The organism is Kitasatospora sp. NPDC057223, assembly GCF_042669755.1.
Classification (GTDB): domain Bacteria; phylum Actinomycetota; class Actinomycetes; order Streptomycetales; family Streptomycetaceae; genus Kitasatospora.
Window position 1 is genome coordinate 1 of record NZ_JBHUWW010000154.1, and the last position, 19404, is coordinate 19404.

At 71.4% G+C, this 19404-nt stretch carries 17 protein-coding genes; 9 read left to right on the forward strand and 8 right to left on the reverse strand.

Features of this window, described 5'->3' with window-relative positions; genetic code table 11:
* The coding region (locus tag ACFUK0_RS34765) for a DedA family protein (RefSeq protein ID WP_380257040.1) at window positions 1–321 on the forward strand (321 nt) is incomplete at its 5' end.
* Between the two features lie 549 nt (window positions 322–870).
* On the opposite strand, the gene ACFUK0_RS34770 is transcribed toward ACFUK0_RS34765, so the two are convergent.
* Window positions 871–3072 (reverse strand): sigma-70 family RNA polymerase sigma factor, encoded by a 2202-nt coding sequence (locus tag ACFUK0_RS34770; RefSeq protein WP_380257042.1) that lies wholly within the window; start codon window positions 3070–3072, stop codon window positions 871–873.
* Between the two features lie 359 nt (window positions 3073–3431).
* Here ACFUK0_RS34770 and ACFUK0_RS34775 point away from each other — a divergent pair, with 359 nt between their 5' ends.
* On the forward strand, window positions 3432–4913 hold the full coding sequence (locus tag ACFUK0_RS34775; protein WP_380257044.1) for a pectinesterase family protein: 1482 nt from the start codon (window positions 3432–3434) through the stop codon (window positions 4911–4913).
* A gap of 45 nt (window positions 4914–4958) precedes the next feature.
* A complete protein-coding gene (locus ACFUK0_RS34780; RefSeq protein WP_380257046.1) occupies window positions 4959–6413 on the forward strand; it encodes an RICIN domain-containing protein in 1455 nt (484 codons plus the stop codon).
* 907 nt (window positions 6414–7320) lie between these two features.
* Here ACFUK0_RS34780 and ACFUK0_RS34785 read toward each other — a convergent pair.
* Complete coding sequence (locus ACFUK0_RS34785; protein ID WP_380257048.1) at window positions 7321–7521, reverse strand: hypothetical protein; 201 nt, start codon at window positions 7519–7521, stop codon at window positions 7321–7323.
* A 137-nt stretch (window positions 7522–7658) separates the two neighbouring features.
* On the opposite strand from ACFUK0_RS34785, the gene ACFUK0_RS34790 reads away from it, so the two are divergent.
* Window positions 7659–7964, forward strand: coding sequence for a hypothetical protein (locus ACFUK0_RS34790; RefSeq protein ID WP_380257050.1), 306 nt, complete (start codon window positions 7659–7661; stop codon window positions 7962–7964).
* An 823-nt stretch (window positions 7965–8787) separates the two neighbouring features.
* Window positions 8788–9096, forward strand: coding sequence for a hypothetical protein (locus ACFUK0_RS34795; RefSeq protein ID WP_380257052.1), 309 nt, complete (start codon window positions 8788–8790; stop codon window positions 9094–9096).
* A gap of 178 nt (window positions 9097–9274) precedes the next feature.
* Here the strand turns inward: ACFUK0_RS34795 and ACFUK0_RS34800 are convergent, their stop codons facing one another.
* From ACFUK0_RS34800 to ACFUK0_RS34810, 3 genes are read right to left on the reverse strand one after another with little or no spacing between them, the layout of a single operon-like run.
* A complete protein-coding gene (locus ACFUK0_RS34800; protein ID WP_380257054.1) occupies window positions 9275–9853 on the reverse strand; it encodes a hypothetical protein in 579 nt (192 codons plus the stop codon).
* 14 nt (window positions 9854–9867) lie between these two features.
* Complete coding sequence (locus ACFUK0_RS34805; RefSeq protein WP_380257056.1) at window positions 9868–10110, reverse strand: hypothetical protein; 243 nt, start codon at window positions 10108–10110, stop codon at window positions 9868–9870.
* A gap of 41 nt (window positions 10111–10151) precedes the next feature.
* On the reverse strand, window positions 10152–11345 hold the full coding sequence (locus ACFUK0_RS34810) for a hypothetical protein (RefSeq protein ID WP_380257058.1): 1194 nt from the start codon (window positions 11343–11345) through the stop codon (window positions 10152–10154).
* A gap of 569 nt (window positions 11346–11914) precedes the next feature.
* Here ACFUK0_RS34810 and ACFUK0_RS34815 point away from each other — a divergent pair.
* Window positions 11915–12358 (forward strand): hypothetical protein, encoded by a 444-nt coding sequence (locus tag ACFUK0_RS34815; RefSeq protein ID WP_380257060.1) that lies wholly within the window; start codon window positions 11915–11917, stop codon window positions 12356–12358.
* Window positions 12359–12566: 208 nt separating this feature from the next.
* Here ACFUK0_RS34815 and ACFUK0_RS34820 read toward each other — a convergent pair whose 3' ends face one another.
* A complete protein-coding gene (locus tag ACFUK0_RS34820; RefSeq protein ID WP_380257062.1) occupies window positions 12567–12863 on the reverse strand; it encodes a hypothetical protein in 297 nt (98 codons plus the stop codon).
* A gap of 2 nt (window positions 12864–12865) precedes the next feature.
* Here ACFUK0_RS34820 and ACFUK0_RS34825 point away from each other — a divergent pair, with 2 nt between their 5' ends.
* The 3 genes from ACFUK0_RS34825 (at window position 12866) to ACFUK0_RS34835 (ending at window position 16329) form a co-directional block, all read left to right on the forward strand.
* Window positions 12866–13261, forward strand: a complete 396-nt coding sequence (locus ACFUK0_RS34825) for a hypothetical protein (protein WP_380257064.1) — start codon at window positions 12866–12868, stop codon at window positions 13259–13261.
* Between the two features lie 158 nt (window positions 13262–13419).
* Window positions 13420–14163, forward strand: coding sequence for a DUF4328 domain-containing protein (locus tag ACFUK0_RS34830; RefSeq protein ID WP_380257066.1), 744 nt, complete (start codon window positions 13420–13422; stop codon window positions 14161–14163).
* A 573-nt stretch (window positions 14164–14736) separates the two neighbouring features.
* Window positions 14737–16329, forward strand: coding sequence for a hypothetical protein (locus ACFUK0_RS34835; protein WP_380257068.1), 1593 nt, complete (start codon window positions 14737–14739; stop codon window positions 16327–16329).
* Between the two features lie 396 nt (window positions 16330–16725).
* On the opposite strand, the gene ACFUK0_RS34840 is transcribed toward ACFUK0_RS34835, so the two are convergent.
* Window positions 16726–17373: a response regulator gene (locus ACFUK0_RS34840; RefSeq protein ID WP_380257070.1), complete on the reverse strand. Its 648-nt coding sequence runs from the start codon at window positions 17371–17373 to the stop codon at window positions 16726–16728.
* On the reverse strand, window positions 17361–18608 hold the full coding sequence (locus ACFUK0_RS34845) for a sensor histidine kinase (RefSeq protein ID WP_380257072.1): 1248 nt from the start codon (window positions 18606–18608) through the stop codon (window positions 17361–17363). The genes ACFUK0_RS34840 and ACFUK0_RS34845 overlap by 13 nt, the downstream gene beginning before the upstream one ends.
* Window positions 18609–19404: the final 796 nt, after the last annotated feature.

The window sequence follows — 19404 nt, forward strand, 5'->3', positions numbered from 1 at the left end:
CGCCTGAGATCGGCCGCCGCCCAGGGGGAGGAACTGCTGCGCCGCTACGGCTACCGCAAGGCGATCGTCCTCGGCCGGTTCGTCCCGCTGGTCCGTACGGTGCTCAGCCCGCTGGCGGGCGTCCTGGACGTCCCCACCCGGACCTTCACCGTGTGGCAGATCGTCGCCGGGCTGCTCTGGTCGCAGAGCCTGGTGCTGGCCGGCTACTGGCTGGGCGCGGCCGTGCCGGGCATCGACCACTACCTGTGGCTGCTGGTCGGGGCCGTCGTGGTGCTCTCGATCCTGCCCCTGCTGATCCACCCGCGACGCGGCTCCCGCTGACGCGGCCTGCCAGGACGCCGGTGCGCCCGGCCGCGCAGTGCCTGCGTGAGGGTTGCGCGGCGGTTGCGACGCTGCAGGTGGAAGAGATGCGACGGGGATCGCAGCCGCTGGCGCCGCAGGCCTCGGCCCGCCGGCCGAGGGGCCGGGGCACGCCCCGCTCGCCTCTGACCGCCACCCGTCGGGTCGGGTCTGCTTCCATACGGCTCAGTGGGCAGTGTCGGGGCCTGGTCGCGTTCGTTGGGGATCAGATCGGCCATGTCCGTGCAGAACGGCTCGCCGGGCCTCGCCAGGTCCGAGTCCGGGATGTCGTGCCTGACGGTCTTGGGGAGTTCGGTCAAGGCGTCGGGTAGTTGAGCCGGCCGCCGTAGCACCAGAGTGCCGTTTCGCTGGTCGGCTGCCGAACGACCGCCTCGCGGGCAAGCCCGCCGTCTTCACTGCTGGACGGTGCCCTCCGGCGCTGACTCGGTCTCCCGACCGTCCGCCGGCCCCGGTCGGCCTGCTCGGCCGGGGCCGGCGGGAGCGGTGTTCCCGGCAGGACCTCGGGCCGGGTCAGGGGGTCTCGGTCATCCGGGCGCCCAGACCGTCGCGGGTGGTGAGAAAGGCGGTCGCGGGCAGGGTGCCGTCGGCTGCCCGCTCCGCCTCGGCGGTGGCCGGGTCGGTGCTGGCGAAGGTCCCGGCTCCCTGGCCGCCGGCGTCCCAGGTGTTGCCGGCCGACTGCACGGCAGGCCCGAGCCTGGTGTCCCGTCCGTTGGCGGCTGCGACGTTGCCGCTGAGGGCGGCGGCTGCGGAGGGCAGGTAGAAGCCGGCCACGGCGTTGCGGAAGGCGGTGTTGCCGGTCAGCCGGAGCCGGCCCGGGTTGCCCTCGTCGTTGAAGCCGAGCCCGGTGTTGTCCCAGGCCGCGTTGTCGGACACCCGGTGCGCCACCGCCGCGCGGGAGTCGCCGCCGCCGAGTGTGAAGCCGTTGCCCGCGCCGTGCCAGTCCGCCACCTTCCACCGGTTGACGCCGTTGCCGTACGACCAGTTGCCTTCGACCGTGACCGGGCTGGCGAATCCGCCCAGGTCGAGGCCGTCGGTGGCGTTGTGGTAGAACCGGCAGCCCCGAACGGTGTTGCCCTCGCCCGAACCGAACGTGACGCCCAGTCCGATACCCCCGGCGCCGTGCGAGGCGTCGTCGTGGTTGTTGAAGAAGTCGCTGTCGAGGACGGTGTTGCCGATCGTGCCCGCGTCGCGCAGGACGAGCCCGGAGCGCGCATTGTCGTGGAAGGACAGTCGCCGGAAGACGCTGTACCCGCAGCCGCGGCAGACGTAGGCGTGGTTGGCGGAACCGAAGAGCTCGAGCCCCTGGACCGTCCAGTGGCTCGCCTGCTGGGTGATAGCCCACTCGGCCGCCGGCAGCGCGGAGGCGTCGATGACGGGCCGCTCCTCGCGGTAGTTGCTCAAGGTGATGCGGTCCTCGGCTGTGCCGCTCGTGGTGATCGCCACCGGCTCGGTCAGCCGGTACGTGCCGCCGCGCAGGGAGATCGTCTGTCCCGGCCGCACGACGGAGACCGCCTTGCCGAGCGTCGCGTACGGGCGGGTGAGGCTGCCGTCGCCGGAGTCGGAGCCGGCCGGGGCCACGAAGATGTCCGCCGCCGACACGCCGGTGGTTGCCCCGCCCGGCAGCGCGGCCGCCGGTGACGCTGCGGGGGCGGAGGCCGACGACCGGGGTGCGGCGGAGGCGGACGGTGTCCCGGTGGCGGATGCCGTCGGGTCACCGCCCGGCCCGGCGGTCGTTCCGGCGGCCGGCGGCAGGCCGAGGGGGGCGGGGGCCGACCACGGAACGAGTGCACAGGTGATCGCCACGGCGACGGCGAGGGCCGCGGCCCCCGCGCCGGTCGCCACAGGCCTGGCCGCCAGCTGCCGGGCGACGTCGCCGAACCGGCCGAGTGCGGCGTGGGCCGCCGAGGCGGTCGCCCCCGGCAGGCTGTCGAGCAGGCCGTGAGGCACGATCAGCACGCCGATGCCGGGCAGCAGTCTCTCCGGTGGGACGAGTCCGCTGCGGTGGTCGCCGCAGGTCGGGCAGTCACGGGTGTGCCGGGTGAAGCGCTTGCGCCACACCGACGTGGTGTCGCCGTCCCAGCCCTGCGCCAGCACGGCAAGGCTGGGGCAACGGGGTACGGCGTCAAGGGCGCGTACCACGGCGCGCGCCTCCTCCAGCCGGGTCTTCATCCGCTGGAGGCGGACGGCCGTGTGCGGCGCGTCCAGCGAGAGCGCCGCCGCCACCTCGGCCCGGCTGAGGTCGCCGGCCACCTCCTGCCACCACAGGGCGAGCAGTTGCCGGTCCGCCGGGTCCAGCCAGCGGGCGGCGCGGACCAGGTCGCGCCGCTGGCCGGTCAGGACGATTTCGGCGACGCTGCGTTCGGCGAAGTCGGTGGCCGGGTCCGGCACGTCCAGGACGTCGAAGCGGTGCGGCACGTCAATAGCCCGGCGCCGGGCGTGCTGTTGGAGCTGGCGGTAGGCGATGGCGACCGCCCACGAGCGGAACCTGTCCGGTTCGCGCAGCGAGGGCAGGCCACGGACGACCCGCAGCATGGTCTCCTGCACGAGGTCGTCGACGTCGGCGGGTGTGTGCAGCGCGCGGCCGAGGATGTTGTAGATCAGCGGAAGGTGCGTCGCCACCAGGTGGTTCAGTGCGCGTTCGTCGCCCGCCTGGGCGTCGCGGACCAACGCGGCGACATCCGGAGACGTCTCGTGCTGATTGCCCGTGAGCACTACTGATCTCCTCGCCATCTCGCCGCAGCGGGATGCGGGACGGGCGCGCCGGAACCCCGGGGCGCCACCTGCCGGCATCCGGGCACGGCCGGTTACTGCTTGCGGAGTCCGCATCCTGGCACGGCCCTGACACGGCCGTAAAGCGGTCGCATCCGGCCGTCCACCGGGCCGGAGGCGGACGGCCCTGCGGAGGGCGCCCCCACTCGGTGAGAAAAAGTTTTCCGGGTTTCCGTTATCCGGGCGACGCCCGCTCGTCTACAACGAGTGCCGCCGCCCGACCGGGCCGTGGCGCGCACGGCGTCGGCCGGGCACCGCTCCCGCGGTCCCGGACCCGCCGTTCTCCCCCGAAAGGAGCACCTGTGCTCGCAACACCCGACCGGGCCCCCACCCGCGCCCGGCCGAGCCCCGCCCTGGTCCGTCGCCGGTCGTCGAGTGTGCTGTCGGCTCTGCTGCTGGCGGCCGGCGCCGCCGTCCTCGGCCTCACCGCCGCCCCCGCCGACGCCGCCGCGCTGCCCGCCGCGGGCACCTACCAGCTCGCCGTCGCCAAGAGCGGCAAGTGCATCGACGTGCCCGCCGCCTCCACCGCCAACGGTGCCCTCCTCCAGCAGTGGGGCTGCACCGCGGACTCCGACTGGCAGCAGTTCACCCTCACCCCCGTGAGCTCCGGCCGCTACCAGCTCGTCAACGTCCACAGCAAGAAGTGCATCGACGTGCCCGCCGCGTCCACCACCAGCGGCACCCAGCTCCAGCAGTGGGGCTGCGTCAGCAGCCAGACCAACCAGCTCTGGACCCTCACCCCCAGCGGCAGCGGCACCTACCAGATCATCAACGTCGGCAACGGCCTCTGCATCAGCGACCAGAACGCCTCCACCACCAACGGCACCGCCGTCATCCAGGAGACCTGCACCGCCAACTCCAACAAGCAATGGGCCTTCAAGCCCGTCGGCTCGACCGCCGCGGCCACGGTCGCCTCCGACGGCACCGGGAAGTACACGACCGTGCAGGCGGCGGTCGACGCCGTCGGCACCGGCAACGCGAGCCGGGTCGTCATCACGATCAAGCCGGGCACGTACCGGGAGAAGGTGACCATTCCGTCGACCAAGCCGTACGTCACGCTGCAGGGCCTCGGCGCCGCACCCGGGGACGTGGTGATCGTCGGCAACCGCAACGCCGGTACGTACGGCACCTCCGGCAGCGCGACCGTCGTCGCCCAGGGGCACGACTTCACCGCGACCAACCTGACGCTGAGCAACGACTTCGACGAGAACAGCTCCGACACCGGGGACCAGGCACTGGCCCTGTACCTCGACTCGGACCGCGCGCTGCTGGACAACGTGCGACTGCTCGGCGACCAGGACACCTTCCTCGTCAACGAGAGCGCACGGGTGTACGCCGTGAACTCCTACATCGAGGGCACGGTGGACTTCATCTACGGCGGCGGCGTCGCCGTCTTCGACAACTGCCGGATCTACGAGAAGCGCACCACCGGCGGCCCCATCACCGCGGCCAGCACGCCGGCGACCCGCGCGTACGGCTTCCTGTTCTACAAGTCGGCCATCACCGGGGCGACCGCCAACACGACCCAGCTCGGCCGCCCGTGGCGGCAGGACGCCCAGGTCGTGTACCGGGAGTCGTCGCTCTCCAACACGATCGCCACCGCGCAGCCCTGGACGAACATGTCGACCAGCACCTGGCAGAACGCCCGGTACTTCGAGTACAGGAACACCGGCGCCGGCGCCGGTCTGAACAGCAACCGCCCGCAGCTCACGGACGCCCAGGCGGCGACTTACACGCCGCAGAAGTACCTGGCCGGCTCGGACGGCTGGAACCCGGTCGGCTGACGCCGCACTTCCCCACAACCACCCCCACCCATCAGAAGGAGCATCATGACCAGAAGGAAGCATCGCGCACGCCGGTCGTTGAGTGTGCTGTCGGCGCTGTTGCTGGCGGTCGGCGCGGCCGTTCTCGGCCTGAATGCGGCCCCTGCGGGCGCCGCCGCGCTGCCCGCTGCGGGCACCTACCAGCTCGCCGTCACCAAGAGCGGCAAGTGCATCGACGTGCCCGCCGCCTCCACCGCCAACGGTGCCCTCCTCCAGCAGTGGGGCTGCACCGCGGACTCCGACTGGCAGCAGTTCACCCTCACCCCCGTGAGCTCCGGCCGCTACCAGCTCGTCAACGTCCACAGCAAGAAGTGCATCGACGTACCCGCCGCCTCCACCACCAGCGGCACCCAGCTCCAGCAGTGGGGCTGCGTCAGCAGCCAGAGCAACCAGCTCTGGACCCTCACCCCGAGCGGCAGCGGCACCTACCAGATCATCAACGTCGGCAACGGCCTCTGCATCAGCGACCAGAACGCCTCCACCACCAACGGCACCGCCGTCATCCAGGAGACCTGCACCGCCAACTCCAACAAGCAATGGGCCTTCAAGCCCGTCGCGGGCCGCACCTGGTCCGACAAGGCGGACGGCTTCGCCTCCACCGGCGGCGGCACCACCGGCGGTGCCGCGGGCAGCACCGTGACCGTCACGACCTTCGCCGACCTGGTGAAGTACGCGACCTCCGCCACCCCCTACGTGATCAAGGTGGCGGCGGCCGTCACAGTCACCCCGTACGGCTACGAGATCCCGGTGAAGTCGGACAAGACCATCGTCGGCGTCGGCACCTCGGGCCAGATCGTCAACGGCGGTTTCTTCCTCGGCACCGGCGTTCACAACGTGATCATCCGCAACCTCACCATCCGGGACACCCGGATGGCCGACGACGACCCGGACGACAAGGTCTACGACTACGACGGCATCCAGATGGACACCGCCGACCACGTCTGGATCGACCACAACCGGATCGAGCGGATGAACGACGGCCTGATCGACAGCCGGAAGGACACCAGCTACCTCACCGTCTCGTGGAACGTCCTCGGCGAGGTGAACAAGGCGTTCGGCATCGGCTGGACCGACAACGTGACCGCCCGGATGACGATCCACCACAACTGGATCCACGACACCAACCAGCGCAACCCCAGCGTCGACAACGTCGCCCTGGCCCACCTCTACAACAACTACCTGCAGAACATCACCTCGTACGGGAACCTCTCCCGCGGCGCGTCGAAGACGGTCATCGAGAACAGCTACTTCGACAACGTCGCCAATCCCTACAACATCGACACGACGGCCGCCTCGCTGAGCCAGAGCGGCAGCATCGTCGTCAACTCCACCGGCAAGCAGCAGACCTACGGCACGACCTTCACACCGAGCGACTACTACGGCTACACCCTGGACGCCGCCACGGACGTCCCCGCCCTACTCGGCCAGTACGCGGGCCCGCAGAGCACGATCGGCGGCTGACGGGGCACCCGCCGCGTCCCGCCCGCCGGGCACGCGGCCCGCGCATCCGCGCGCGGGCCCGGGCAGCACGGCCTTGCCCGGCACGCTGACATCAGCACCCGGCGGGCTCTCCTCCCTCGGAGGGAGGAGAGCCCGCCTCGAACACTGTCTCAGCCGGCCGGCTTCCCGGAGTATCAGGATTCCCACAGGTTGACCCTCCCCCGCAGTCGCAAGGGCTTGTCCGCCGGCCCCTCCACCACCGGGGGTATGACGCGGTCCTCGTGGGTGCAGCCGCCGTCGGCGTGCTGGGCAGCATTCATGCAGTGCGAGCGGAGGTGCGGGCGCACCGGTCACTGGCGATCGTCCACGACGCCGCGACCATCGGGATGGTCACCTGCGCCGACACCTCGGCCTCGGGCCGCCCCGCACCTGGACGGCCAGGCGCCGACCGTGCCCCAGCGGTGAAGCGGGCGGAGGCACCCTTCGCCAGTCGGGCCCCGGGCCGCTGCACGCGGGGTCAAGGAACGGCACGGCTGCCCGGCCGACCCGTCCACGCCCGGCCGGACTGCCGCGCTGCGCCCTTTCCTGGGGCAATCAGGCCCCGGTAGCCGGCCGCCGGGCGGCTGTCCCGGCGCAGCGACCGCCGGCCCGCCAAGCCGGGCACGGCGGGCTGACCCTGCCCGTCCGCGCGCTGGCAGGCCGCCGGGCCCCGGTCCCTGCCCACCGTGCGGCTGCATGGCCGGGCGCCCCTTTCGCGGCCGCAGGCCGCCCGTTTGGAGGACCAGGAGGAGTTGGAGGATCAGGTGGTGGTGCCCGGCTCGTGGCGGTCCGTGGCGGGGACGGGGGGACTGGGGGTGTCCCAGGGCTGTCCTACCCGGTGTGTCGCTCGGTCACTGTGGGCGGTGACCGTACCGTCGTTTGTCACCTTCTACACCGTGATGCCGAGCTGCGCCCTGACATGGCGTGGTACCCCGAGTGCGGCCGGCGCGACGTGGGTCGGGACGACGAGTGCGTACCGCACTCGTTCTCCCTCGGCGGTCAGCTGCCCGTAGGTGGTGTCGGTGGCTGCCGAGCTGGTGTCGCCGTGGGTTTCGGCGATCAGGCGCTCGCCGCCCCCGCGCCCCTTCATCCGCTCGCCCGGAGAAGGGGGCTCACGCAGCCGTATCGGTTTCAATTCCGATGCTGCGCAAGCTTTCTGGGCCGATGCCCGTACGAGCGGTACGCTGCTGTGAACAGGTTGCGCTGTCGCCAACGCGGGGGGCACACATGTCGTACCTCATTCTCCTGGTCCTCGTCGTTGGCCCGCTCGTGCTGGTCCTGGTGGCGCTTGCGGACCGGCGGAGAAGGTCGTTCAACGGCTCCTATGCCGGGGAGGTCGTCGATCGGTCGGCCAGTACGGGGATCGGTACCTACGGCCCGACCACCAGCCACAGGATGCGAATCCGGACCGACGACGGATGCGAGTTCACCGTCTGCGTGGACGGCGTGACGTACGACAGGCTCAGCATCGGCAGCCAGGTCATGAGGACACCCGCCACCCGTCGGCCCGTACGGCTGAAGCGGGCGCCTTGATCCCCCGGGCCAGGCCGGACCGGGTGCCCGACTGCCTGGCCGTCGGCCGGCCCGAACCGGCTGGAGTGCCCGCACTGCGAGAAGACCCGCGCGGACAAGAAGCGGGGCTCGCTGGTGCTGCCGGCCCCACTCGGCGGGAGCTGCCGGCCGCCCGGGTCTCGACCCCGGCCGACCCGTGGTGGAAGCTGAGGGTGCAGCACGCCACCCTCTACCCGGCCAAGGACCGTCCCCGGGGGTGTAGGCACTTGCCTGATGCAGAGGAAGTCACGCGCCGAGCCGGTCCGGTGAGTGGTGCTCGCGCACCAGACGATCGATCTCCAGACGGAACCACGAGCGAGCGGTGGCGACCTCAACCAGTGCCACTGCGATCTCCATTGCGGAGGGTGCCGGCACACCGGTACCACGGCGGTCCGACACGGCCCGGTAGACCATCTCGGACGTGTTCCGCAACGCTTCAAGGACGCCGTTGGGATCGCCCGTACTGCCTGTCACACGCAACCGCGCCAGCTCGTAGGAGATGTCCGTGGCGGCCTCGGCGAGCCGGGTTCGCTCGCCGGACTGGAACAGCTCCTACCGCCGCCTGCTCGCCTACGTCACCGCCGGCGGCACCCTCGACGGCCCCGCCACCGCACCGGCGGCGAAGGCGACTCGACCTTCCGACCCGGCGCCTGGCTGCGCAAGCAGGACAGGGCCCGGGCCGACAGCAAGCTCAACCCCCAGCAGCTCGCCCTGCTCGACGCCCTGCTCGTCCCGGCACCGCAGCATGTCACCGGTTGACCTGCATGCCCTCCTCGTTCGTGCCGCCTCGAAGGACTGTTTTCCGTTGAAGAGCTGGACCGACCGCCTCCCGCAGGTACCGCTCCCGTACCGTGCTCTGCCGGCCGAAGGTGCGTGGACGACCCAGGGGGACGCCGCTGCCCAGCTGGGCGTAGGCCGTCCGGGTGGGCTGGCTGGTGGCCGGCCGTCGGCTCGACGCCGTACGCACCGCCACCCTGGCCAGCTCGCCGTCACCCGCGCCGGCATCGACGCCGAGAAGCGCGGGCGCGCCACCGCCTCGCCCGAGCGGAAGGCGTGGCGCCTGCCGAAGGCCATCCTCGGCTACTTCTGGAGCCCGCCCGCCGGACTGACCTGAGCGCACACCGATCCCGGCCACCGCCGCGAGAGGGACAGTCCTGACAAGGGAAGCGGTTGCGGAGCTGGCCGCCGCCATCCCGCGGCCGGCCGGCTCGCCGCGGACAAGGCAGTGGCGATCAGCCGCAGGAGCGGCGTTGACGCGGATGAACGCCACGCCGAACTGACCCGGCCCGGGGTCAGCGCGCCTTGGCCTCGAAGCGCTCGAACTCCAGGCCGCGCGGTCCGGCCTGACTGAGCAGGGACTGCCCGACCACCAGGTCCGGAGCGCCGACCAGGACGCAGATCCGGCGCAGGATGTCCTCCCCCGCGATTCGGGAACCGTCCGGCGACGGATCGTTGCGCACCTGGGCCAGCGCCTCCGGGTCGGCCAGGCCGGTCTTCCGGGCGATCTCCGCGCAGTCCTTGTTCCAGAGCCGGAGGTGTGCGGCGAGCTGCGCCGGATCTTCGGGCGGGGTCCACCCGGCGGTCCAGCCGAGGCTGAGATAGCCGCCAGTCGGGTAGCAGGCGGTCACCTGCGCGCACTGGCCGTCGTCTTCCAGCAGCCACGCGCCCGCCTTGGAGTCGACCGCCAACTCCCAGGCGGGATTGAGCATCCGGCGCCGGGAGATTCGCCCGAACCGGGGCTTCGGGCGGTCGAACAGCACCGCGCTGCCCGGCCCTGCGCCAGTGTGGAGGTAGCCCCCGACTTTGGAGCGGAGCAGCGCGACACGGACCTGGTCGCGATGGGCGGTGGTGACGACTGCGTACGTGGGCACGGTGGTTCTCGATCTCAGTCGGCGGAGCGGAAGGCGGAGGCCGGAAAGCGCAGCTGGGCGGGCACGGCGGTGTCGATCGCGGCGACGGCCGGGCCGATTCCGGCGAACAGGTCGGGCAGCACCGGGAGGAAGCAGTTGTCCCGCCCGTAGACCACCCGGCCCGGGCCCTGCATCTCCACGCCCACCACGTCGGTGAAGGCGATGGCGTGTACCGAACCGTCCGGCTGGCGCATCCAGAGCCCGTCGCCGGTGACCACCAGACGCACCTTTCGCGCGCCCGAGTAGCGCAGCCGGTCCATCAGGGGCGGGCGGAACTCTCGCCCACCGTGGGGAGTTCGCCGCCCTGGCCGCAGGAGAACTGTGGCAGTTCGGTGCCGTCCGCCCTGCGCGGGCGTACCTCGATGTCGCACGGCACCACCAACAGTGCCGAGCCCAGGGCAGCGGCGAACGCCTCCCGGAGCCGGGCCGGGGTCAGCTTCTCGATCAGGTCCAACCGGGCCCGGCCGCGCATTGGCGCGTCGCCGAGCACGAGCTCGGCCGCGGCCTCCATCAGCTCGTACTCGACCGCGCGCGGGTCCAGGAGGACCTCCCTGGCGGCCTCCACCTCCTCGGCGAGTTCGGCTTCGGGTGCCTCCTCGGTGGCCAGCCGGAGCGCCTCCTGCCAGAGCAGTTCGGTGACCCGCTGCTCTTGGCCCTCCCGGGCTTCCATGCAGATCGTCCGCTCGCCCCGGCCGGGGGCGACGAACACCACGTCGCCGCCGACGTCGTAGGTGAGACCCTCCCGGTGCCGGACGGCCTCGGTGAGGCGCTGGCGCAGCAGCTGGACCGCCAGGAAGACTGCCTGGTCGTTGAGATCGCAGGAGAGCGCCAGCCCTGGTCCCGGTACCTGGGCTTGCTGCCAGGCCGGGCCTGCCTGCCGGACCGGCTGCCCGGTGGCGCGGGCCGGGCGCTCGCCTGCGGGCAGCGGGAGCCGCAGACCGGCCGGGGGCGCGCCGGTCAGTACCAGGGCCGCGTTCTGGGCGTGGAAGAATCGTGCAACGGTGTCCTGGACCGCCTCGACCGGGATCCGGTCCGGGCCGGGGCCCCCGAAAGAGGCGAGGCCGACCCCTGCGGTGCCGTAGCGGATCGAGAGGAGCTCGGCGGTGGTCGGGTCGGCCACCCCACTGCCCTCCGCCTCCAAGACGCCGGCCTCCCGTTCGATCCGCTCCAGCGGCAGAGCGCAGAGCGCGCTGCAGACCCGCTCCAGGAAGTCGGCCACCTGCTCCGGGCGGCCGGTGCAGGTGAACTGGGTCAGGGCCAGGTCCACTGAGGCGTTGTGGTCGAAGTGCAGGCGGGGCAGCGTGCTCATCGCCAGGTGCTCGACCAGGTGGGTCACCCCGAGGGTGCGGAAGGTCTCGTCCCGGACACCACAGCCAAAGACCAGAGTGGCTTCGAGGGGGCCGGGAGTCTCCGCCCAGAGCACAGGGACACCGTCGATGAGTTCGCGTTGCATCGGGCGATCATACGATTGATTCCGGATACTCCAGCATCACTTTTCGGCCACCGGCCGGGCTGGCCCAAGTGGCCGTTGGCCCCCTCCACACCGCCCTGGCGCACGCCGGCCTCCACGCCCTCACCGACGCCTCTGGCCTCGGTCTCGCCACCCCCCAGCACCGGGGGACCGGTCGCCCGGTGTGGGTCGGCGAGCAGCGCCTGGACGACGACATCGGCATTCCAGCGCGCGGCGGCCACACTCGCCGTCCGCCTGCCCTGCTGTGCGGTCCCGGTGTCTGGGCCCTGCCCGCCTGGATGATCCAGCACATCGACTGGCCGCAGTTTCCCGCGCCCGCCGTAGCTGGGCGTTGCCCACGAGACGGGAAGGCCGGTCGGGGATGGCTACCCGGATCACCTGGCAGACCTCTACAACAACGCGAAGGGACGATCGATCGGCCGGGACACCCAGGAGCGTCCGCAGAACGGAACGGTGCAGGCAGACGCTCTCGAGCTCATGGTGGCGCAGGCGAACCAAGTACGTTCGCGAGGACGTCTACGCCAGGCAGAGCGACTTCCACGACTGGACGAATGGCGAACAATGAAAGGACCTCCGTGAAACCGTCCCGGCACCGCGTGGCACTGTCGGCTGCTGTCGGTGCTGTTGCCGCCGTTGCCTTCCTGCTGTTCGGGAGGGGGTCGGCTCCGGCGCTGGACCCGGTCGGGAACTGGTCGGCGGCAGGCGAGACGCTTGAGATCCTGCAGGACGGGAGGATCGGCGCGGCCACTGTCGCCGAGTCGTTCTGCGTCGGCAGCCAGACGGAGTTCGGAACTCCCAGGCCCTATGCCGGCACCTGGAAGCTCGCGCACCGTAACGACTCCGAACCTGGGATGTACGTGACGCTCGACGGCTATTTCGGGCTGGGCAAACCCTGCACGACCTACCTCGAGTTCGTCGAGAAGGACGGTGAGTTCGTGCTCTCCCCAACCGCTGACCGGCCGGTCCGAATACCGTTCCGGAGGGTGTCGGGCTGAGGACCGGTACTCACCAGAAGTCCTCCCGTACCCGTGGCCTTCCGGCCTCAGGCACGGACGGTAGTCCTTCGCCGTACAGCCGCTGGGCGAGGAGCGCACTATCCGAGGACGGGAGTATCCGGCCCGCCAACGGCGGTGAGATCTTGCAGCTCTGCTGACCTTGAAGGTCTTCAACCTGTGCACGGAACCGCACTGAGCTGTTGGCGTGTCATGCGCGCAGGTGGACGATATCGAGTTCCTCGATGGTCTTGATCGCGGGGAAGCGGGCGGCGCGGATGCGGCCTTCGCCGCCGTGGCTGTCGAGGGCGGAGACTTCGCGCTGCAGGCAGGCGACCCGGTACTCGGTGTGGGTCCATGACTCGGTGCGGCCGCGCTCCGCCAGGCGTTCGGTGGCGTCCAGCAGCGCGGGAGCCTTCATCGCGCGGGCGAGGAATGCCAGGTTGGCGGCGGTCTGCCGGCCGGTGCGGGACGTCTGTCCGTCCGCAGGGCTGGTGAGATCCTGCATGGATGAATGATCTCGGCGACGCACACCTGCGCACCTGGACGGTGCGCTTCATGGCCCTCCTCTCAGCCGACCCCCAGGATCAGCTCGCCTGGCTGGGCGAGCGCGGGCCGGCAACGAAGGACGTTGTCGAAGAGGTGGAGTTGATCTGCCGCGTTGCCGGAGAACTCGCGGAACGCGGCACGTTCGGGCCCACCGATCTGGTCCGCCTTCAGGCTATCGGCCGTCGCCTCGGCGAGATCGATGGCGCCGGCCGTGCCGGCCTCTGGGCCGACGCGCTGGTCACAGATCCGGCGTGGGACGACATACGTGCTCTCGCCCGTCAGTTTCTCCTCACGAGGCTGGGCGACTGGCGTCAGCCACTGCCACGCCCCTTCCGCCCGTTCACCAGCGACCACTGAACCTGCCCAGACTGCTTCCCGGGGTGAAACCCAAGCCCGTTCTCATTCAGCATCGACAGCTGGAATAACGTTTGGAGATTCTCCCAGCTGCTGTGTTCCCATATCCGTTCCGAACCCCTCAGACGGTGGGGGGAATCAGTGACTGGACATTTCCGAACATGTACTCCGATTCCCTGACCAATCCCCAGCCGCAGCCCTGGCAGGCACCGCCGATGGCGTGGTCCGCGCCCTACCGGTCGCCGCGCGGCCTGGGGATCGCGGCTTCGGTCCTGCTCGGGGTGGTGGCCCTGTTCGACGTTCTGGACGGCGCCGCTTCGCTGGCGGCCCGGGCCCAGTACCAGGAGCTCGTCGGCGAACCGGTGCAGTCGGGTGAGCTGGTGGTGGACGCCGAGCTGGTGTCGGCGGTGACGGGGGTACTGGGGGTGGCCGCCGCGCTGGCCACCGCAGTGGTCTTCATCTGCTGGTTCCTGCGGGTCCGCAAGAACGCCGAGCTGCTGGCCCCGCAGCTGCGCCAGCGCCGGAGCCCCGCGTGGGCGGGCTGGGGCTGGTTCGTCCCGGTGGTCTCGCTCTGGTTCCCGTTTCAGATCGCCCAGGACAGTTGGCGGGCCGCCACCGCGCCGGGCGCCCCGAAGGCCTCGGAGAAGCTGCTCGGCTTCTGGTGGGCGGCCTGGCTGATCTCACTGACGGTCAGCCAGGCCGACGGGCAGCTTTACTCCGAGGCGGAGACCGCGGAGGCGTACGTCAGCAGCTTCGGTGTGGCGGCGGTGGCCGACGGGCTGGACCTCGTCGCGGCGGTGCTGGCGATCCTGGTGGTGCGCCGGCTGACGGCGAGGCAGGACGCGGCGGCGGCCGGGCTCGCGCCGGCGCCGTACCAGCCGCAGGCCGCCTACTTGCAGGGCTGATCGTCAGCCGGCGGGGGCCGGGGGATCGCCCTCGGCCCCCGCTGTCGTGTCAACAAACAACTGTGACGAACAGCGCCTCCTCCAGACACGCCGAGGACGACGGCCGGCGGCTGCATCTTGGTGCCGGCCTGCGTGCGGACCTCGCTCAGGTCAGACCAGGGCACCGTCGGTCGGCCGTGGACGTGATGCCCGCGGTTTCGAGGTGTAGCAGGCAACCCATGGCCCGCAGTCGCAGCAGCAGGGGCATCACGAAGGAGCTCGCCCCCACACACCCACGGTGCTGGCGCAGTCGGCGATGAAGGCGAAGTGGGCCGCACGGTGCTGACGGTCGTGAGCAAGACCCATACCGCCCGGCCGGTGCCGAGAGGTGGTGCGGCCCGGAGTTCCTGGCGGTCCGGGCCTTGGCGGCTATGGGATTCGTGCATGCGGGGGTGGACGGGTTTTTCGTATGGTGGCGCCGGAAGTAGCCGACCCACCATTGCCGCGGCCGCGATCTCGTACAGGGAGCGTAGTCCGAGCGGTGTCGGTCACCCCGGTTCATCCCCGCCCGGGCCGACTGACACCATCGGACGCATGTTCCAGCCTGCACCCCCGCTGCCGACGCCCCCGCTGCTCACCGCCGAGGCCGCGGACTGCTGGCATGCCGCCCGCACGGCCCATCGGTGGGACAGTCGCTGGCTGGTTCTGCTGCCGCTCGCGCTGTTCGTGCTGGTCGCGGTTCGCGATGACGGCCTCGATGTGGCCGATGCGCCGCGCTGGTACGAGTCGGCGGACGTGCTGCTCGCAGCCCTGGTGGCTCAGGCGTTGGCGCTGCTGGCCCGCCCCAGGGCGCTGTCGCTGGCGGCGCTCGCCCTGCTTCCGGTGAGCTGGTACTTGCCGGGCGTCCCCGACGAGTTGACCCGTTGGACGCTGGTGCTCTCACAGGCGGCCCTGGCGGCCCTGCTGATCGCCGTCGCCCTCGGCCGTCAGCAGGCCCGGCAGCAGCTCACCGATCTGATGGGCCCCGAGGTGCCCTACCCCTGGACTGCCGCGGGCCAGCCCTCCCCGTTCGCCGAGCACCCCGTCCGGCCGGTCGGCCGGCGGGTGGCCGGCCTGCTGCTGCTCGGCCCGGCGGTGGCGGCTCCGCTCTTCGACCCGAGCCTGCTCGTGACGGCCACCGGGGTCGGCGGGGCCGGCGTGATCCTGCTGGCATCCGCCGCCAAGGCGGTCCGGGTCCGGCACTCCCTGGCCCAACGCCCTGGTGCGCCGGCTCTGCGCGTCCTGTTCCAGTGCGACGGCGGCCCGAAGGCCGGGCCGCTCCTCGGCGGTGCGCAGTGGGAACTGACGGTGCGCGAGCAGCACACCTGGACGGACGGTCGTTGGGCCGGGGAGGGCGAAGCCGACGACGGCAACGAGAGCACCAACGGGGACGCGCACGGGCCGGGCATCGACACACCTCAGCCCGCGCTGCTCTACCAGGGGCCCGACGGCCCGTACGCCCAGTTGCTGGTCCTGTCCCCGACGGACGGCCCGGGTTCGACCGGTGTGTGGACAGCCGTCGTGTGCGCTCATGAAGTCCGGCCGGCTAGCTCCGCCGCCCCCAACACCCACGCCGACCCGGAGCCCGCTCCCGAACCCCCGACCATGCCGACGGCTGCCGGGCAGTGGGAGATGCCGCGTCCGCTGCGCCTGCTGTCCGGACCGGCCGCCGGGGGGCTGCTGGCCGTACTGGAGGTGCTGCGCGCCGAGTCCGGTTGGTGGGGCGGGCTGCTGCAGCCACTGGCCATGGGCGGCATCGCTCTGGTCGCCGCCGCCTCCCGGCTCGGCTGGCAGGCCACCATCGACCGTGACGGCGTGACGGTGACCGCCGGCCTCACCCGACGCCGGGCGAGCTGGGAGGAGATCACCGACGCCACGGCCAAGGGCGCCTTGCTGTCCGTCATCGTCGGCAACACCGCCACCCTGCAGTTCGGCGGCCGCGTCGCCTCCTGGTGCGGCGTCCAGGGGTTCGACGCCGCCGCCCTCGCCGCCGGTGTCGGCCATGCGGCCCGCCACCCGGAGCTCCGCCCCCGGGAATCGCGCCCCAGCCCGCTCGGACACCCGGACCTGCTCGTCAACCGGATCTCCCTGACGGCCTATCTGGTCTTCACCGTGCTGCACTTCCTGGCTGTCCGGGGCGGAATCTAACGCCTGCACGCGCTCCCGGCACCACGGCCGCCGACCCGTTGAACCCCAACGTCGACCTGCACGGCGGACACACGCTCCACCCGGCCGTGCAGTTCGGTGACCTGGCGGCGGAGAGCTGCGGGAGCAGGCGCCGATGCGGGACGCGCAGTGCCCGGCCTGTGCGGCCGTGCGGGCTCGCGGCTATCCGGTTGTCGGTTCCAGGTTCGGTGCTGTGACCTGATGGCGTTCCGGGTGCCGGGTTCGGCTTCTGGTAGACCGGTTCTGGTCGCTGTGGGGGTCCGGTCCGGTCGTCCGGGGCTCTGCGGGGTGCTCCGGTTTCCGTGAGTGCGGGTGGCTGTCCCCTTGGTCGGCCGGGGTTCGTACTCCAGCCGTAGATCGTGTTCACGGATGGGAAGGTCAGGCCCGGGACGCTCCGAGGAACCGCAGCACGGCCAGGACGCGGCGGTGGTCCGCGTCGACCACGGGCAGGTCCAGCTTGGCGAAGATGTTGTTGATGTGTTTCGCCACGGCGCTCTCGCTGACCACCAGCGCCTGCGCGATGCCGGCATTGGAGCGCCCCTCGGCCATCAGGCCGAGCACCTCCCGTTCGCGGGGGGTCAGCCGCGCGAGCGGGTCGCTGCGCCGCAGCAGCAACTGGGCGACGACCTGTGGGTCCAGGGCCGTGCCCCCGTCCGCCACTCGCCGGACCGCCGCCACGAAGTCGGCGACATCGGCGACCCGCTGCTTGAGCAGGTAGCCCACACCGCTGGTGTTCGCCGACAGCAGGTCAGCCGCGTACCGCTCCTCCACGTACTGCGAAAGCAGCACCACCGGCGTCCCCGGCCAGCGCCGACGGATCTCCATCGCCGCCCGCACCCCCTCGTCGGTGAAGCCGGGCGGCATCCGGACGTCGATCAGGGCGAGTTCGGGCCGGTGCTCCGCCACTGCCGCCAACAGCCCCTCCGCGTCGCCGGCTTCCGCGGCGACCTGGAACCCACCCATCTCCAGCACCTTGATCAGGCCGACCCGCAACAACACCGAATCCTCGGCGATCACCGCACGCACGGCAGCTCCGCAGTGATGGTGGTGGGCCCGCCGACAGGGCTGCTGACGTGGAAGGCCCCGTCGAGGGAGCCGACCCGCTTGGCCAGCCCGGTCAGCCCCGTGCCGGCGGCGGCGTCGGCACCGCCCAGCCCGTCGTCGGTAACGCGCACTCGCAGCACCTCGCCGACCCGACGGACTGTCACCTCTGCCCGCATCGCGTTGGCGTGCTTCGTTGCATTGGTCAACGCCTCAGAGATCACGAAGTACGCGACCGACTCCACGTTGGGTGCCACCCGCTCCTCCAGATCGACCCGCAACCGCACCGGCAGGGGCGTGCGGGCAGCCAGCCCGGACAACGCCGCGTCCAGACCTCGGTCTTCGAGCACGGCCGGGTGCAGCCCCCGCACCAGGTCATTGAGTTCGGCGATCGCTTCCTTCGCCTCCAGGTGCGCTGTGGCGATCACCTCGCGGGCATCACTCGGCAGGTCCGGGCGGGTGGCAATGGCCAGACCCAGGTTGACCGCGAGAGACACCAACCGCTGCTGGGTGCCGTCGTGCAGGTCGCGCTCGATCCGGCGGCGCTCCGCGTCGACGGCCTCGATCAAGTCGGTCCGGCTCACGGCCAGCCGATCGACCCGCTCCTGGAGCCGCTGCGCCCGGCTGGGCCCGAGCAGGCCCAACGCCAGCCGCGCCTCGGCCCGGGCTACTGCCCGCGCGGTCCAGGGCAGGGCGCACAGGAGGAGGAGTCCAGCCGCTGTGTAAGCCGGCAGCTGGATCAGGTAGCCGAACCAGTCCTGGCGGATTCCGGTTGGCAGCGCCCATGACCAGGCGTAGGCGAGGACGCCCGCCAGGCACACCGCTGCCACCGCGAGCACCAGCAGCTCCAGCAGCGCGAGCAGCGGGCCCAGCAGAAGGTGGTAGCCGATCTTGCGCCAAGGCCGCGCCGCCGCGAGCCACCGGGCCGTCGAGGCCCACGTCCATCGTTCCGGCACGCCGGGGGTGAGCCGGGGGACGTCCACACCGACGAGCACCCGGTGGCGAGCCCGCTGAACGGCCGTCAGCACCGGGGTGCCGAGCAGGACCAAGGCGGCCGACACGGAAACTGTAAGGAGCCAGTTCCCCGTCTTGGCGGTAGTCGCCGCCGCCCAGGCCCACACGGGTACCAGCGCCAGGTGCGGCAGCACACCAGCGGCAAGAAAGCCGGTGTCCCGCTGCGCCCGGAGGACCGTGCGTCTCAGTCCAGCTGGAATCGTCATGGCACGACGCTAGGGCACCGCAGCAGGACGGTGCCATGAAACCTGTACCCGATCTCATGGTGAACCTAGTACCAGCTGTAGATCTTGATCTTGGCCTCCGGGCGGACAGCATCTCGGGTCGGTGGGTCGGCTTCTGCCGGCCGCTGGCAGGTAGACCGGGCTGGTGGCCGTCCTGTCCCGGGTCGCCTGGGCGGCTGCCCCTGGTGTCGAGTTCCGGGTTTCCGGGTGCGGTTCTGTGACCTCGTGGCGTTTCGGGCGGCGGGTTCGGTATCTGTTAGACCAATTCTGGTTGCTGTACACATGCACCGTCTCCTCCACGCCCTCACCTGCGGCGAGCAGCAGGTGCAACCGCAGCGGGCGCGGGCGGGTCAGCGTGATCAGCCGCCCGGCGAACAGCTCGTCCCACTCGGCCACCCGCAACGGTTGCTGCTCGGTAGGCAGGGCACAGGCCGTCGGAACCCAGCTCGGTTCGGTCATGGCTCGCGCCTCGCATCCCTCTCCGCGCCGCGCGGGCGGGGACGTCTCCGACGGTAAACCTGTCCCCGGGTACCGCTTGCAAGTCCCGCCGGCGGTCGATGCCGGCGGGCATGCACTGGGGCGCCCTGCGCGGCCGGACCGGTGAGCGCCGCCCGTCCCGTTGGTGGCCGGTGGTGGCTGCCTGTCCACCATCGGGCGGTCGAACGTCACGGTCTGTCGAAATATTGGTGTGAAACATTCGGGTGCCCTCGTGTCGTCATAGGGCGGATAACGCGAGGGAAGGGGAGATGACAGTGGGCACAGCTCGACAGCGGGCGGC

Excerpts from the sequence above, each read along its gene's own strand:
- ACFUK0_RS34780 (WP_380257046.1), top strand. The coding sequence starts at position 4,959 with ATGACCAGAAGGAAGCATCGCGCACGCCGGTCGTTGAGTGTGCTGTCG.
- ACFUK0_RS34785 (WP_380257048.1), bottom strand. The coding sequence starts at position 7,521 with ATGAAGGGGCGCGGGGGCGGCGAGCGCCTGATCGCCGAAACCCACGGC.
- ACFUK0_RS34790 (WP_380257050.1), top strand. The coding sequence starts at position 7,659 with ATGTCGTACCTCATTCTCCTGGTCCTCGTCGTTGGCCCGCTCGTGCTG.
- ACFUK0_RS34810 (WP_380257058.1), bottom strand. The coding sequence starts at position 11,345 with ATGCAACGCGAACTCATCGACGGTGTCCCTGTGCTCTGGGCGGAGACT.
- ACFUK0_RS34815 (WP_380257060.1), top strand. The coding sequence starts at position 11,915 with ATGGCGAACAATGAAAGGACCTCCGTGAAACCGTCCCGGCACCGCGTG.
- ACFUK0_RS34820 (WP_380257062.1), bottom strand. The coding sequence starts at position 12,863 with ATGCAGGATCTCACCAGCCCTGCGGACGGACAGACGTCCCGCACCGGC.
- ACFUK0_RS34825 (WP_380257064.1), top strand. The coding sequence starts at position 12,866 with ATGAATGATCTCGGCGACGCACACCTGCGCACCTGGACGGTGCGCTTC.
- ACFUK0_RS34830 (WP_380257066.1), top strand. The coding sequence starts at position 13,420 with ATGTACTCCGATTCCCTGACCAATCCCCAGCCGCAGCCCTGGCAGGCA.
- ACFUK0_RS34835 (WP_380257068.1), top strand. The coding sequence starts at position 14,737 with ATGTTCCAGCCTGCACCCCCGCTGCCGACGCCCCCGCTGCTCACCGCC.
- ACFUK0_RS34845 (WP_380257072.1), bottom strand. The coding sequence starts at position 18,608 with ATGACGATTCCAGCTGGACTGAGACGCACGGTCCTCCGGGCGCAGCGG.